The 15,315-nt window shown below is 33.5% G+C and carries 17 protein-coding genes; 3 read left to right on the top strand and 14 right to left on the bottom strand.

Features of this window, described 5'->3' with window-relative positions:
* The first annotated feature begins 69 nt into the window (after nt 1-69).
* Nucleotides 70-1,872, top strand: coding sequence for a lysophospholipid acyltransferase family protein (locus OIU83_RS08390; RefSeq protein ID WP_264205802.1), 1,803 nt, complete (start codon nt 70-72; stop codon nt 1,870-1,872).
* 99 nt (nt 1,873-1,971) lie between these two features.
* Here OIU83_RS08390 and OIU83_RS08385 read toward each other — a convergent pair whose 3' ends face one another.
* The 6 genes from OIU83_RS08385 to OIU83_RS08360 form a co-directional block, all read right to left on the bottom strand.
* The gene (locus OIU83_RS08385) at nt 1,972-2,772 is read right to left on the bottom strand and encodes a M48 family metallopeptidase (RefSeq protein WP_264205801.1); all 801 of its coding nucleotides are present in this window, start codon (nt 2,770-2,772) and stop codon (nt 1,972-1,974) included.
* Complete coding sequence (locus OIU83_RS08380) at nt 2,756-3,202, bottom strand: hypothetical protein (protein ID WP_264205800.1); 447 nt, start codon at nt 3,200-3,202, stop codon at nt 2,756-2,758. The genes OIU83_RS08385 and OIU83_RS08380 overlap by 17 nt, the downstream gene beginning before the upstream one ends.
* Nucleotides 3,199-3,612, bottom strand: coding sequence for a DUF2752 domain-containing protein (locus OIU83_RS08375; RefSeq protein ID WP_264205799.1), 414 nt, complete (start codon nt 3,610-3,612; stop codon nt 3,199-3,201). Before OIU83_RS08375 ends, OIU83_RS08380 begins: the two co-directional genes overlap by 4 nt.
* Before the next feature lie 3 nt (nt 3,613-3,615).
* Complete coding sequence (locus OIU83_RS08370; RefSeq protein ID WP_264205798.1) at nt 3,616-3,954, bottom strand: TM2 domain-containing protein; 339 nt, start codon at nt 3,952-3,954, stop codon at nt 3,616-3,618.
* 177 nt (nt 3,955-4,131) lie between these two features.
* A complete protein-coding gene (locus OIU83_RS08365; protein WP_264205797.1) occupies nt 4,132-4,410 on the bottom strand; it encodes a TM2 domain-containing protein in 279 nt (92 codons plus the stop codon).
* Between the two features lie 80 nt (nt 4,411-4,490).
* A complete protein-coding gene (locus OIU83_RS08360; protein WP_264205796.1) occupies nt 4,491-5,435 on the bottom strand; it encodes a 2-hydroxyacid dehydrogenase in 945 nt (314 codons plus the stop codon).
* 109 nt (nt 5,436-5,544) lie between these two features.
* Here OIU83_RS08360 and OIU83_RS08355 point away from each other — a divergent pair, with 109 nt between their 5' ends.
* Entirely contained in the window at nt 5,545-6,237 is a 693-nt protein-coding gene (locus tag OIU83_RS08355) for an aspartate/glutamate racemase family protein (protein WP_264205795.1), read from the top strand.
* 18 nt (nt 6,238-6,255) lie between these two features.
* Complete coding sequence (nhaA, locus tag OIU83_RS08350) at nt 6,256-7,404, top strand: Na+/H+ antiporter NhaA (protein ID WP_264205794.1); 1,149 nt, start codon at nt 6,256-6,258, stop codon at nt 7,402-7,404.
* Nucleotides 7,405-7,464: 60 nt separating this feature from the next.
* Here the strand turns inward: nhaA and proC are convergent, their stop codons facing one another.
* The 8 genes from proC to OIU83_RS08310 form a co-directional block, all read right to left on the bottom strand.
* Nucleotides 7,465-8,241 (bottom strand): pyrroline-5-carboxylate reductase, encoded by a 777-nt coding sequence (gene proC, locus OIU83_RS08345; RefSeq protein WP_264205793.1) that lies wholly within the window; start codon nt 8,239-8,241, stop codon nt 7,465-7,467.
* A gap of 113 nt (nt 8,242-8,354) precedes the next feature.
* Nucleotides 8,355-9,761, bottom strand: a complete 1,407-nt coding sequence (gene mgtE / locus OIU83_RS08340) for a magnesium transporter (RefSeq protein WP_264205792.1) — start codon at nt 9,759-9,761, stop codon at nt 8,355-8,357.
* Nucleotides 9,751-10,530 carry a 16S rRNA (adenine(1518)-N(6)/adenine(1519)-N(6))-dimethyltransferase RsmA gene (rsmA, locus tag OIU83_RS08335; RefSeq protein ID WP_264205791.1) on the bottom strand — a complete coding sequence of 260 codons (780 nt, stop codon included), beginning with the start codon at nt 10,528-10,530 and terminating at the stop codon, nt 9,751-9,753. The genes mgtE and rsmA overlap by 11 nt, the downstream gene beginning before the upstream one ends.
* A 122-nt stretch (nt 10,531-10,652) precedes the next feature.
* Nucleotides 10,653-10,964 (bottom strand): DUF4286 family protein, encoded by a 312-nt coding sequence (locus tag OIU83_RS08330; protein WP_264205790.1) that lies wholly within the window; start codon nt 10,962-10,964, stop codon nt 10,653-10,655.
* A 52-nt stretch (nt 10,965-11,016) separates the two neighbouring features.
* Nucleotides 11,017-12,795 (bottom strand): tetratricopeptide repeat protein, encoded by a 1,779-nt coding sequence (locus tag OIU83_RS08325; protein ID WP_264205789.1) that lies wholly within the window; start codon nt 12,793-12,795, stop codon nt 11,017-11,019.
* Nucleotides 12,796-12,916: 121 nt separating this feature from the next.
* On the bottom strand, nt 12,917-14,188 hold the full coding sequence (serS, locus tag OIU83_RS08320) for a serine--tRNA ligase (RefSeq protein ID WP_264205788.1): 1,272 nt from the start codon (nt 14,186-14,188) through the stop codon (nt 12,917-12,919).
* Nucleotides 14,189-14,452: 264 nt separating this feature from the next.
* Nucleotides 14,453-14,992 (bottom strand): DMP19 family protein, encoded by a 540-nt coding sequence (locus OIU83_RS08315; RefSeq protein ID WP_264205787.1) that lies wholly within the window; start codon nt 14,990-14,992, stop codon nt 14,453-14,455.
* Nucleotides 14,993-15,061: 69 nt separating this feature from the next.
* Nucleotides 15,062-15,232: a hypothetical protein gene (locus OIU83_RS08310; RefSeq protein WP_264205786.1), complete on the bottom strand. Its 171-nt coding sequence runs from the start codon at nt 15,230-15,232 to the stop codon at nt 15,062-15,064.
* Nucleotides 15,233-15,315: the final 83 nt, after the last annotated feature.

Genomic DNA, 15,315 nt, shown 5'->3' with positions numbered 1-15,315 from the left:
GAATAAGAAATAAGGAAAAGTAGAGTTTTTTGTTATCTTTGTTTCCTGCTCTAAAAAAACAAATTGTACATGGGTTTAGTTACCGCGAAAGAAGTTGCCAAGGCAATAAATGTTGACAAGTACGGGGTTTTAGGTACTTTTTCTGGCTGGGTCCTTATGAAGGTGCTAAAAATATCGACCTTGAACAAGGTTTACGATAGAAATAAACATTTAGAAGATCTTTCTTTTTTAAATGGAGTTCTTGATGATTTACAGATAAAATTCGAAATTCCTGAAGAAGATTTAAAACGATTGCCTAAAGACGGTGCTTATATTACGATTTCAAACCATCCGCTTGGTGGTATTGATGGTATATTATTATTAAAATTAATGCTTGAAAGAGAGCCTAATTTTAAAATTATTGCCAACTTCCTGTTGCATCGTATTGTTCCGTTAAAAAAATACATCATGCCTGTAAATCCTTTTGAAAATCATAAGGATGCCAAATCGAGTGTGGTAGGAATTAAGGAAACATTTCGTCATTTAAGCGACGGAAAACCTTTGGGGATTTTTCCTGCAGGAGAAGTTTCGACTTATAAAGACGGGAAATTAGTAGTAGACAAACCTTGGGAAGAAGGCGCGATTAAATTAATCAGAAAAGCCAAAGTTCCTGTTGTTCCTATTTATTTCCATGCAAAAAACAGCAAATTATTCTATTGGCTTTCTAAAATAGATGACACTTTGCGTACAGCAAAATTACCATCGGAATTACTTACTCAAAAAGACCGTGTTATTAAGGTACGTGTTGGAAAACCAATTTCGGTTAACGAGCAAAATGAAATTGAATCTTTTGAAGAGTACTCTGAGTTCTTAAGAAAGAAAACATACATGCTGGCAAATCCTTTTGAGAAGGAACATAAATTGCTAGATACTGCCAACTTAAAAATACCTAGAAGTCCTAAGGAAATTGTTACTCCTGCAAATGGAAACAAGATAAATGCCGAGGTTGAAATTTTAAGAAATACAGATTGTAGATTATTACAGAGTAAAAACTACGAAGTATTTTTTGCAGAAGCGAAAAACATTCCGAATATACTACATGAAATTGGACGCTTACGCGAAATCACCTTCCGTGAAGTTGGTGAAGGAACAAATGAGCCTATCGACATCGATAAATACGATCAGTACTATCACCATATGTTTTTATGGGATGATGATGCCAAGAAAATATCCGGTGCTTACCGCATGGGATTAGGATCTGAGATTTATCCTAAATATGGAATGGATGGTTTTTACCTGAATGACCTTTTTAGATTCGAACCTGAACTTCATGATATGATGCATAAATCGATCGAAATGGGTCGTGCGTTTATCATTAAGGAATACCAACAGAAACCTATGCCTCTTTTCTTATTATGGAAAGGAATCATCCACACAACATTGCGTTATCCTGAGCATAAATATTTGCTTGGTGGTGTAAGTATCAGCAATCAATTCTCTGATTTCTCAAAATCGTTGATGATTGAGTTTATGAAATCGAATTATTATGATCCTTATATTGCGCAATATATTCATCCTAAAAAAGCATATAAAGTAAAACTAAAAGATGCCGATAAAGATTTTATCTTTGATGAAGCCGAATCGGATTTAAATAAATTCGACAAAATTATTGACGAATTAGAACCAGGAAATTTACGTTTACCAGTTTTAATTAAAAAATACATCAAGCAAAATGCGCGTGTTGTTGCTTTTAATGTCGACCCTTTATTTAATAATGCTATCGACGGTTTAATGTACATTCGTATTGCCGATATTCCAGAAAGCACCATGAAACCGGTTATCGAAGAATTCCAAATAGAATTAGAAAGAAAACTAGCCGAGAAAGAAGATTAACTTCTATAGCCTATACAAACAAAAATCCCGTTTCAAAATAATTGAAACGGGATTTTTGTTTTCCTGAATTATTGTTTAATTAATAAAAGACGAATAATATTATTTTTTATAATCAGCTACCTCTTCTTTGAAATCTTCCCATTCTTTTTGAGATAATATGGTCTTATTTTGTAGTTTTTTACCTTTTATATATTCCAAAACATATTTGGCTCTTGCCTCAGACTCTGGATGTGAACTTACCCATGACAATGCACTTTCTATCTTTTTATCAAAAGACATATCATACAAGAAATCTGCAAATGGTTTAGGATCTACTTTTGCTTTAAGCATATATTTTACACTCGTAATATCGGCTTCTTTTTCGAGAGAACGATCATAAGCTGTAGAAGACAACGTATGCATTACTTCTCTAATTACGCTTCCGTTATTATTTCCTGTTGTGATAGACATTAAAACAGAAAAGCCAATTTCTTTAGACAGCTTCTTCATCACATGATCATTCTCGATATGAGCAATTTCATGGCCTAAAACACCAATTAATGCCTGTTCATTTTTTAAAGCTTCGATCAATCCGGAATACACTACTAAATGACCGTCTGGTAAAGCAAAAGCATTTACCTCATCTTTTTTAATAATATGTACTTTAAGACTATCGCGTACTATACCATTTTCTTTGCATAATGGTTTAAGTAATTTATCCAATGTATTGGTAATTGAATCATTTACTATTATATCCTCGGTATTTTTAATTTGATCCCAAATCATATCACCAACACTTTTTTCGGTAGCGCTTTTGGCTTTATCAATTTTAAAGAAAGTGATATAATCTATTTGTGCTAATAAAAACCATATACAAAAAAAGGCTCCTACGATGGCTAGCCCTCTAAATAGTGTTTTCATTGGTCTTGCAAATTAAATTAGTAATATCGGCGAAAAAATATATTTCGATATGATTCCCTTTTCGAGTCTCGCTCGCCAAATACAATGTAAAAATAAACTCAACGAGATTAAAGCTTATTATCGTTATCATATATGCGATATATGTATTGGTAAACTGTCCATCCTTAAAAACAATCGAAATTGTCCACCAAAAACCTACTGTATTAAAGAAAAACATTCCGAGTTGTGCCAGTAATGCCTGCGTACAATGCCATTTGACAAAAGCTGTACTTTTTCTATTCCCGAGGTAAAAGAAAACTGATGCCAATAAATTCATAATTGGCAATGGCAAACCTCCTAGTACAGCAACAAGCGACATCAAATAACTATTTGATGCTCTTTCCAACTCACTATCATAAGGTTTGTAATTAAACTTATTTAATGCGGTCATATTTGTTTGTATATATTCCAGATCCAATTGATAATAACTAAAATAATCAACAGGATTGCAATTTTTTTTGTCTTAATTATTTTTTCTATTTTAATGTAGAAATCGTAAAAAGATTGTCTTTTTGTGAAGTAATCAAACGCAATCCAGCCCGGAGCAATAAGCATTATTCCTGCTACAATAATTCCAAAAGGATTTAGATATAAAGAGGTGAGTATTTTTCCTTTAAAAAAACTATCAACAGCTCGCGTAGTTCCACAAGAAGGACAAGGGATGGTGGTTATTCTTTTAAAAAGACACACTGTAAAATCTTGATCTGAATGTGAATGTGATACAAAATCAAAAAAGAATAACCAACTATACCCTAAAAAACAAGCAATTAAAATTAGTGTATAAAGCTTGTTTTTTGTCATATTTTACAAAAATGCATTATTAAATGCAGTTGCATTTTTTTCTTTAGTAGCTCCCTGAATTAAAAACCAATCCACAATAGCCCAAATCATAAAGCCTCCACAAGTAAGTAACTTTCCTACTCCCATTCCTGTATCACCAATATAAAAACGGTCGATTCCGTAAGCTCCTGCAAAAATAGAAATCAACAAAGCTGTTGTTGGGTCTTTAAATTGAGTTAATTGTAATCTTTGCCATTGACTTTCGTCTAAGCTTAAAAGTTTTTCTCTGATTGTACTTAAATGATGTCCTTCAAAATATTTTGCGTTCATCATCATGAACATATCAACTTTTTGTGAATCCATTATAAAATGTTAATTATTGATTAGTCCCTACTCTATTTATGGATTTTCGGTTCCTCCATTTTTTGCAAATATATTAAAATTATAAGAAAAAACTTTCTTGTGTTATTTTTAATTTTACAGTATTAAAATCAAATTTTAAAGGCAAAAAAAAATCTCGAAACATCGAGATTTTATATCTTAAAACCAACCCTTCTTTCCTACCTGATACGTTTGATAAAACTCTTCATCGGTTTTGGTAAGATAAATTATCCCTTCTACAAGTCCAATTATTCCACCAGCACCACAAGTTACAACTCCGATAACTAGCTGAATAATTCCTTCTTTGGTATATCCTAAAATAAATTTATGAACACCTAAACCTCCTAATACAATTGCAAGAACTCCTGCAAGTACTTTTTTATTCTCCGGTTTGATAATTTGTGAGTTGTTCGTCTCTTCTGGTTTTGAGTTTTCCATTTTTATTAATTAATAGTTTATAATGAATAAAAATAGAAATTTTATTGAGAAAATTCACAATTTAGTCTTAAATTTTTTATTTAAGAATACAATGCTTTAATTTTATCAACGATTACTTGCGCTAAGCGCTCATGACTCTCAAATGTCCAACCTGCAATATGCGGTGTTAAAATCACTTTTCGACCATCTAATAAATATTGAAATGCCTCTGGAGTGTCTTTATCCTGAAAAAGTGTTTCGAAAGATAATTTCTCATATTCCAATACATCCAAACCAGCACCCAATACTTTATTCGATTGCATTGCTGCAACCAGATCGGCAGTAACAATATTCTTTCCTCTCGAGGTATTAATTATCCATATTGGCTTTTTAAATGCATTAATAAATGCAGCATCGACCATTTTATCTGTTTCTGGAGTCCACGGAATATGCAAACTCAAAACATCTGTTTTTTCCTGCAACTCTTGTAATGAAACTTGTTTGGCATTATTGTCTCCAACATTATCCTGAATGTCATAACACAGAACTTCCACATCAAAACCTCTCAGCTTTTTTGCAAATGCTTTACCCATATTTCCATAACCAATAATTCCTACTGTCTTACCATCAAGTTCATATCCTCTGTTACTTTCTCTGTTCCAATGTCCTGAACGAATCTCACTATCGGCAAGATTCAATTTATTAAAAAGTGAAAGAATCATTCCTAATGTATGCTCCGCAACTGCGTTACGGTTTCCTTCGGGAGCAGCAATTAGTTCAATATTTTTAGAAAGGGCATAATCACAATCGATGCTTTCCAGTCCTGCACCAACTCGTGCTATAAATTGCAAATTTGTTGCTTTATCTATAAACTGTTTGTCAATTTTAAAGCGACTTCTAATCACAATTCCTTGATAATCCTGAATTTTGGCTTCTATTTCTTCTTTTGTAGAAGTAAAATCGGCATGATTTTCAAACCCAGCTTCTTCTAATTGCTTCCAAAGAATTGGATTATTACTATCGATATGTAAAACTTTAATTGACATGAAATTATAACTTAAATTAGACAAACAAAGTAACAAAAAAAATATGGGTTTTGGTTTTAACCAAAATAATTCGCCAATAATTGTGTAAATTCGCATAAACACGGTTTTTATGAAAACAATTGGACTGCTTGGAGGCATGTCATGGGAAAGTTCTACTTTATATTATCAAATAATAAACAGAACTGTTCAAGAAAAACTAGGCGGTGTTCATTCTTGTAAATCTATAATGTACTCTGTAGATTTTAATGAAATTGCAACTTTGCAAAAAGAAGGTGAATGGGACAAATTAGGATTATTAATGGTTGATGCAGCTCAACAACTGGAAAAAGCCGGAGCCAATTTTATTATATTATGCACAAACACTATGCATAAACTATCTGATGAAATAGAAAAAGGCATATCAATTCCTTTAGTGCATATTGTCGATGCAACCGCCGAAAAGATTAATGCTGAAAATTTTAAAAAAATAGGATTACTAGGAACTTCTTTTACCATGGAGCAAGATTTCTTTAAAGGTCGTTTACTAGATAAGTATAAAATTGAAACCATTATTCCTAACCCAGAGCAAAGACTTGAGGTTCATAGAATAATATATGAAGAATTGGTAAAAGGGATAATACGTGATGATTCCAGAACCATTTTTTTAGATATAATAACCGATTTAATTCATAAAGGAGCCGAAGGAATTATATTGGGTTGTACTGAGATTGAGTTATTAGTAACCAACGAATATACTACAACCAAATTATTTAATACGGCAGCAATTCATGCCCAAAAAGCAGTAGAACTTGCTCTAGAATAATAACACAAAAAACAAATAATGAAATTAACAAAAACGTTTAAAGCCTTTTTTAAAAGTGAAAAATCTGGAGGTCTCATCTTACTTTTCGTAACTATTCTTTCTCTTTTTCTTGCCAACTCTATATTCCAAACTGATTATATTGCTTTTTGGGAAACCAATATTGGGCATCATTCTATAACACATTGGATTAATGATGGTTTGATGACTATTTTTTTCCTTTTGATAGGATTAGAACTGGAACGCGAAATTTATCAGGGCGAACTAACTAGCATAAAGAATGCCTCATTACCCATTTTTGGTGCTTTGGGTGGAATGTTAATTCCTGCTGGAATATTTTTATTATTAAATTTTGGAACTGCTACCCAAAACGGAGCAGGAATCCCAATGGCAACCGACATTGCTTTTGCTATTGGTATTTTATCTCTTTTAGGGAATAAAGTTCCTTCCTCGCTTAAAGTATTCCTTACTGCTCTTGCCGTAATCGATGATTTAGGCGCTATCGTAGTTATTGCTTTATTTTATACAACAACTATATCCTTTTTAAATTTAGCTCTTGCTTTTGCTGTTTTAGGCATATTATTTATTTTTAATAGAATGAAAGTCCACAATCTTTATGTTTATTTAATTGGTGGAGTTATCATGTGGTATTTTATGCTTAATTCTGGCGTTCATGCTACTATAACTGGTGTTTTATTGGCTTTTGTTATTCCGTTTGGAGATGGAGGCAAGAAAACATCTTCTTATAAACTACAACACTTTTTACACAAACCAGTTGCGTTTTTTATCCTACCTCTATTTGCTCTTGCCAATACCTGTATTGCCATAAACTCAGATTGGCATGAAGGATTAAGTCACCCAAATACATTAGGAATCATTTTAGGATTGGTAGTTGGAAAACCATTAGGAATAGCATTATTTGCTTTCCTAGGCGCTACATTAGGAATCTGCACCTTACCAAAAGATTTAAAATGGTCTTACGTTATTGGTGCCGGAATGCTGGGCGGAATCGGATTCACGATGTCCATCTTTATAACCTTACTTGCTTTTAAAGACCCCGAAGTGATTAATTTTTCCAAAATAGCCATTTTGCTTGCTTCATTTATTGCAGGATTACTGGGGTTCATCTGGCTAAAATTCACTTTAAAAAAACGCATCAAGAATACTTAAAAAACAAAAAAAGGACTTTCAGTTTCATAAACCGAAAGTCCTTTTTTTGTTTTTTTAAAACTATCCTTTAATTTGCTTTAAAGAAGTCTTGATTCCTTTAATTAATGACGAACTAAAACCATTGTGTTCCATTTCGTTCAAGCCAACTATTGTACAACCTTGTGGTGTTGTAACCCGATCGATTAATTGTTCTGGATGTACTTTTTCTTCCAGCAACATTTTGGCTGCTCCTTTTACAGTTTGTGCCGCTATAGCTAATGCTGTTTGAGAATCAAATCCTATTTCGATTCCTGCTTGCATCGAAGCACGAATATATCGCAATGCATACGCAGTTCCGCAAGCTCCTAAAACAGTCGCCGCATCCATTAATTTTTCGTCAATAATTGGAGCAGTACCTAAATCTTCAAATAAAGTTACCACTGGCAAAGCTTGTGCTCTGTCTTTTTCACTAAATGAAATACACGTAGCCGATTCTCCAAATTGCGCTGCAATATTTGGCATAATTCGCACCACATGATGTTCTTGATTCGTTTTATTCTGAAGTGAATCTATCGCCAAACCACTCACAGCCGAAGCAATAGTTTTATTAGAAATTACGGGAAGAATCTCAGCAAGAACCGTATCAACCTGATATGGCTTTATTGTTAGAATAATAAGATCTGCTTCTTGTATATTATGTTTATTATCTGATGATACTGTAATACCCAATTCCTGTAAATATAAAATACTGGCAGTATTCCTTCTGGTAATAGTAACTTCGTTTTTTTGTGAAAATTTTGCAATTCCTAAGGCTATAGAAACCCCAAGATTCCCTCCTCCTATTATGTGTACTTTCATTCTAGTTGTAATTTATAGTTTTTTGGTTGTTTTGGTTTAATAGTTTTGAATCTTAAAAAAGACTCCAATGTGACAAAATATAGTGGTTAATTATATTTAGAATATCTTAATCTTTACAATAACTTCCCTTTTAATAACAAGGATGCTATAGAAAAATAAATAACCAATCCCGTTACATCCACCAATGTAGCTACAAATGGTGCCGATGAAGTTGCTGGATCCAGTTTAAGTCTCTTCAATAAAAATGGTATCATTGAGCCTGAGAGTGTTCCCCACAATACAATAAATAATAAGGAAATAGAAACAGTCATTGCTACAAAAAACCAATGGATTCCATATTCATACAATCCTGATTTTTGCCATATCATAATCCTGATAAAACCTACTATTCCTAATATAGATCCTAGTAAAAATCCTGATGCAATTTCTTTTTTCATTACATACCACCAGTCTTTCAGGGTTAATTCTTTCAATGCCATAGCACGAATAATAAGTGTTGCAGCTTGTGAACCCGAATTACCTCCACTCGAGATAATCAGCGGAACAAATAAAGCCAAGACTACTGCTTTCTCTATTTCTCCTTCAAAAAATCCCATTGCAGATGCTGTAAACATTTCTCCAATGAATAAAACCACCAACCAAGTAGCTCTTTTTTTAACCATTTCGAAAAGGCGAGTTTGTACATACGGCAATTCAAGCGCTTCCAAACCTCCAAATTTTTGGATATCCTCTGTATCTCTTTTCTCTATTTCATCTTTTATAACATCGATAACGTCATCGATTGTAATGCGACCTACCAAACGCCCCAGTTCATCTACAACAGGAATTGCTTCCAAATCGTATTTTTCCATGATACGTCCTACCTCAACATCGGGAGTTCCTACATCTACGTAATGCAGTTTTTTAATATAAACCTCACTAATCGGAGTTTTTGTAGAAGTCGTCAATAGATCTTTTAAAGACAAACGCCCCTTTAATCTATCCTCATCATCGACTACATAAATAGAGTGTACTCTCGAAATATTCTCTGCCTGAATTCTCATTTCTTTCACACAAGTAAGTACGTTCCAATTTTCATTGACTTTTACCAACTCTTTGTGCATGATTCCCCCTGCAGTATTCTCGGCATAACGTAATAAATCAACAATACCTTTGGCATGTTCTACGTCCTGAAGCTCAGATATTACTTCGGCTTTTCTATCTTTCGATAATTCACCAATAATATCGGCAGCATCATTCGTCTCTAATTCATCAAGCTCCTCGGCGATCTCTTTTGGCGAAAGCCTGCTCAATATATTCTCACGCAAATCATCTTCTAACTCCAGAAGAATCTCTGCGGTTTTTTCGCTATCTAATACTTTAAATATATACGTTGCTTCATCGAAATCTAGTTCATCCAGAATTTCGGCAATATCAGCATGGTGAATATCATTCAATAAAACTTCCAATTGCTTGTCGTCTTTACTTTGAATGAGTTTCTCTAATTCCTGTATTAGACCTTTGCTGATTTTAAACTCCATCGGCTTCTATTTTTTGAGTTAATGCTATAAATTCTGCCACGTTTAGTTGTTCAGGACGCAAATCAAAGATAGTGTCTTCTCTTAACTTGTCTGATAAATTTAATGTTTTCAAACTGTTACGTAACGTTTTCCTGCGTTGTTGGAAAGCTGTTTTCACTACTGTAAAAAATAACTTTTCTCCACAAGGCAAACTGTAATCTTCTTTTCGGGTCATTTTCATAACTCCCGATTTCACTTTGGGGGGCGGAATAAATACATTCTCATCTACTGTAAACAAGTACTCCGTATCATAGAAAGCCTGTGCCAAAACCGAAAGTATTCCGTAGGCTTTTGATCCTTTCTTTTCACAAATACGTTGTGCTACTTCTTTCTGGAACATTCCAGAGAATTCCGGAATCTGATTGCGATATTCTAATGTTTTAAAAACAATCTGAGTAGAAATATTGTATGGGAAATTCCCGATTATAGCAAACTGCTTCTTCTCGAAAACTTCATTTATGTCGTACTTCAAAAAATCTTTTGAAATAATTTTATCTTTTAATTTTGGGTAATTTTCATCCAGATACGTTACCGATTCTGTATCAATTTCGATAACATAAGTATTGATTGGTTTTTCCAACAAATATTTAGTCAGCACACCCATTCCCGGTCCAATTTCCAGAACCTCATCATACCCTTTTAAACTTAACGTATCTGCGATTGCCTTAGCAATGCTTTCATCTTTCAGGAAATGTTGTCCGAGATGTTTTTTGGCTTTTACTTTTTCCATTTTTTATATTTTTTCACGCAAAGACGTAAAGATGAAAAGCTTTATTTTTTTTATGTATTGAATATCCAAAATCTTCAATCAAAGTTTTTCAACTGATAATTAAAACTGGATACTCCTAATAATTAATGATCTGAAATAAATTCTAATTCTGTTCGGAAAGAAAGCATCTTATCTGCAAATAATCGCAACGCTTCCTGGTTAAAAGCCGGTTCATCCTCAAGGTAATATCTCTCTAATGTTTCCTTGCTATCGGTTACATATTGAACAGAATAAGTAATCCCGCCCATTTCTTCATCTACTAAAACCTTTACAATTCTTGCTGATGAAAATTTCCCTGTTGCTAAAATTTCAGGAATATGTTTTTGTTGCATCCAATTCAACCATTGGTCATGCACACTTTCATGTATGTTTGTGGTGATGTTGTAAATAATCATTTTTATCTGTTTAATCGTTTTTTCGGCTAATCGGTTAACCTATTAAACCTACCTATAAATTAGTATCGCCTCGCAATTCCCTGTATCTCTTTCTGGCATCTACAAAATAAATACTATCCTGATGGTTAAAAATCACTTTCTCATATAAAGGTTTTGCCTTTTCAAAATCCTGCAATTTCTTATTGTAAATTTCTGCCGAAAAGAACAATGCTTCATCAATATAAATCCCGTCACTATGCTGGTCGATAATCAATTGATATTGGCTTAAAGCCGAATTATAATCTCCCAGGTCTTCGTAAATTTGTCCTAATCGCAGCAAAGTTACGGCTTCTATTTCTTGTCCCTTAAAAGTTTTTAATATATTTTGAAATTGGACTATTGCATCTTGGTTTCTATTTTGATATATCAGATAATCTCCTTTAGCAAATTCCTTTAAGGCTGTTTGTGTCGAATCGGCAACAGTATTGTCATTTATCAATAAAAAATACTCCAAAGCATCATTTGCAATTAACTGTGTATTAGCCGATTTAAGCTCTTTAAATTGTTTCAAAGCCCATGCAAAATCAGTTTTAAAGTAACTTGTTTTTGCTGCTTTCAAACTCGCTTCGTGAGCAATAACATCATTTTTTAAGTCCAATTCTATTTGTGAATAATACAATAACGCCTGATTGAATTTTCCTTCGAAAAGCAAAATATCAGCCAATTCCATTTTTGTCTGTGCTTCTTGATAATCATTCAGTTGTAAATCGAGTGCGTTCTTTACAATAGCTTTGGCTTCTTCCGGTTTTTTTAAGTCAAAAGCTAGAAAATGTGCCTGAATTAATTGCAACGATAAAGTAAATGGACTTATCCCATACGTTGTTAATAATCCTGTAAGTGCTGTATTTATTACAGGATATTCTTTTTCGGTTGCTTTCTCGATTTTTATCTTATACAAATAAGTGTTTGCCTGTACAAGCAAATCCAAGTCTTTTGTATTCTCCAAAACGAAAGCTAAAATTTCCTGTGCTGCCTCGGTATTATCATCATCTATAGCAAACTGGGCTAAATTTACAATGCTCGAAAGCGATCCCGGATCACGCTTATAAATAGCTTTTTCCTGTATAAATGCTTTTCCAAATTCTTTTTGCTGCACATAAAACCAACTCAAGTAATGATTCCAAAAAACATCCTGATCTTTTTGAGTTCTTAAAATAAGGGATTTTCGCAATGCATCATTAAACGTTGTATCGGCTTCATCGGCCATAAAACGGGACAATTGACTCTGAATCAATGCTGTATTTTGCTTATTGGCATATGACTCTGTCAGTAAAGTTTCGATCATCATATCGGTTTTACCCATTTGTCCGTACAACAAACCTATTTGAAAATTGAAATTAAAAGTAGGCTGAATTTTGGTTGCCAGCTGATATGCCTTTAAAGCATATTCGAGTAATACTTTTTTCTCAAAAGAATTGGCAATACCAAATACTTCGTTGGGATTTGCCGAGATTTTATCCAAAGCCTGATCGTAGTAAGTTTTGGCTTTGGCATCATTTTTTTGTAGCTGAAAATTATATCCCAATTCGATTAAAACAGTACCTTGTTTGAACTTATTAAAACGGGTCTGAATAACTTTTTCGGCTGTATCAAACTGTTGTAATTGCTGATAACAATCTATAGTTCGATAAAAATATTGTGTATTCGAAGGATTACCATCTAACAATTGCTGATAGCTGATTTTTGCTTTTTCAAAATCTCCTTTATCGTAATAATATTGCGCTAATTGCTCATTTTGGGCAAATGTAAATAGCGAGAATGATAAAGTAATAAATAGAAAGAGCTTTTTCATCTTCGATTTTTTAATTGTAGTTTTCAGTTGCAGTGACAGTATTCAGTCGCAGTTTTCGGTCACCATCTGGAAACTAAAAACTGCAACTGGTACTAAATACTGTTACTGTTTACTAAAAAAATTAGTCTATAATATCAAACCCGCAGTATGGACGTAATACTTCTGGAATTACGATTCCTTCTGGTGTTTGGTAATTTTCAAGAATTCCGGCAAGTACTCTTGGCAAAGCCAATGAACTTCCGTTTAATGTATGCGCCAATTGATTTTTCCCGTCTTTGTCTTTAAAACGCAATTTCAAACGATTCGCTTGAAAAGTTTCGAAGTTAGAAACTGAACTAATTTCTAACCAACGATCTTGTGCTGTAGAGAAAACTTCAAAATCATATGTCAATGCTGCTGTGAAACCCATATCACCACCACACAAACGTAAAATTCGGTATGGTAATTTTAGTTCCTGCAAAATATTTTTAATATGCTCCACCATTCCGTCAAGCGCTTTATATGAATTATCCGGATGCTCCACACGTACAATTTCGACTTTGTCAAATTGGTGCAAACGGTTTAATCCACGTACATGTGCTCCATAAGAACCCGCTTCACGACGGAAACAAGGGGTATAGGCAGTATATAAAACCGGTAATTCACTTTCGCTTAAAATAACGTCACGGAATAAATTCGTCACAGGAACTTCGGCAGTTGGGATTAAATATAAATCATCAATAGTCGAGTGATACATTTGTCCTTCTTTATCCGGCAATTGTCCTGTTCCATATCCAGAAGCTTCGTTTACCAAGTGAGGCACTTGTACTTCGTTATATCCTGCAGCAGTATTTTTATCTAAAAAATAATTGATTAAGGCACGTTGTAATCTGGCTCCTTTTCCTTTATAAACAGGAAATCCGGCACCAGCTATTTTTACTCCAAGCTCAAAATCGATAATGTCATATTTCTTTACCAAGTCCCAATGTGGTTGCGCACCTTCATGCAAAACTGGTATTTCACCTTCTTCGAAAACATTTAAGTTCTCTTCGGGAGTTTTTCCTGCAGGCACAATATCTGCCGGAAGATTTGGTAATGTATATAGTTTTTGAGTTAAGTCCTGTGCCAAAACATCGGCTTTATCGGCTAACTCTTTACTTTTTTCTTTTAATATAACAGTTTTCTCTTTTAAGATTGCAGCTTTAGATTTCTCACCCGCTTTCATCAATTCGCCAATATCTTTGGATAATTTATTAGATTCAGACAAAATGCTATCCAACTCAACTTGAGTTGCACGACGTTTTTCATCTAGTTGCACCACTTCTTCAACAGCACTTTTGGCATCGATATTTCGTTTTGCCAAAGCGTTGATTACTTTCTCCTGATTTTCTCTAATAAATGCGATTTGTAACATAGCTTAAATTTTGTAACTATTGTATTTTTATATATTAAGGAAGCAAATTTAAGGAAATGTTTCCTAAGAATGGGACAAAGTTTCTAGCGAAAGGTAATTTCTTACTTATTAAGAGGAAATTATTACGCAATCGTCTGCCCTCCTGAGTAGAATCAAAGAATCACACCGTTTAGTCAAAATCCTCTTTCTTCTTGAATCTTGAATCTTTCTAATCACAAACCCAATCTCTGAACCTTTGCTACTCTGAACCTAAAAGCCTTTTTTTTAAGCCCTTTTAATCTCGTGCCCAACAAATTCCTCCAAAGTAGCAAACATATCATCTACCGAAAGAACTTCTAAATCTGGATGTGATTTTAAAAAGTTAGCATTAAGCGTAACCAGATTTTCTTCTATTTCATAAAAAGTATCATTGTTCAGCAAGTCTCTTATTGGGTTCACTCCTTCTAGTTTTCCTTTCAGGAATTTATTGAGTTTTACACTACTCATCAATTTTACTTTCTTGCTTTGCTGTTGGAATAATTCCAAATGTTTTTCGGCACCAAGTAATGCCAAACCTTCTTCTATAAGTTCGTTTAACTCAGCATTCCAACTCGAATTATATACAAATTGAGCAAAATTCCCTTCAGTACATTGTGAGGTATAATAATCTAAATAATAACTCATCAAAGCATCCTCATGAATCAAATCATCATCAATACCTTCTTCACGCATTAAGTTAATTACCGAAATATTAGAGTGAATTACATCTTGAAGATTCTCACTGTTCATTGCCGTTTCAGAAACTATTATTCTACCGAATTCCATCTTGTTTTATGTTTAGATTATTAGTGCAAATTTCAGTTAAATTAAAACAGAAAAGAAATACAATCTGATTTATATGACATCTGATTCGTCAGTATTCTTTTTTTCATTCATTTTGGCAACCAAAGCTTTCAAACGTAATGCTTGTGCTTTTTTCTCCTCCTGAAGTTTAGCCTTTTTTCGATTTAGCAATTTGGTATGCAAAGCCTTGTTTTTGGTGTTTTTTTCGGGTCCTTTTGCCATAATTTATATTCTTCTTTAAATTGCGTTTGCAAATATAAGAAACTGAATGCGAATATTTTTCTGGGCGTTTCCCTCCAGGTCGG

The organism is Flavobacterium shii (assembly GCF_025847235.1).
Classification (GTDB): Bacteria; Bacteroidota; Bacteroidia; order Flavobacteriales; family Flavobacteriaceae; genus Flavobacterium; species Flavobacterium shii.
The sequence above is the reverse complement of the archived record's forward strand: the minus strand, read 5'-3'. Positions and strand labels throughout refer to the sequence as shown.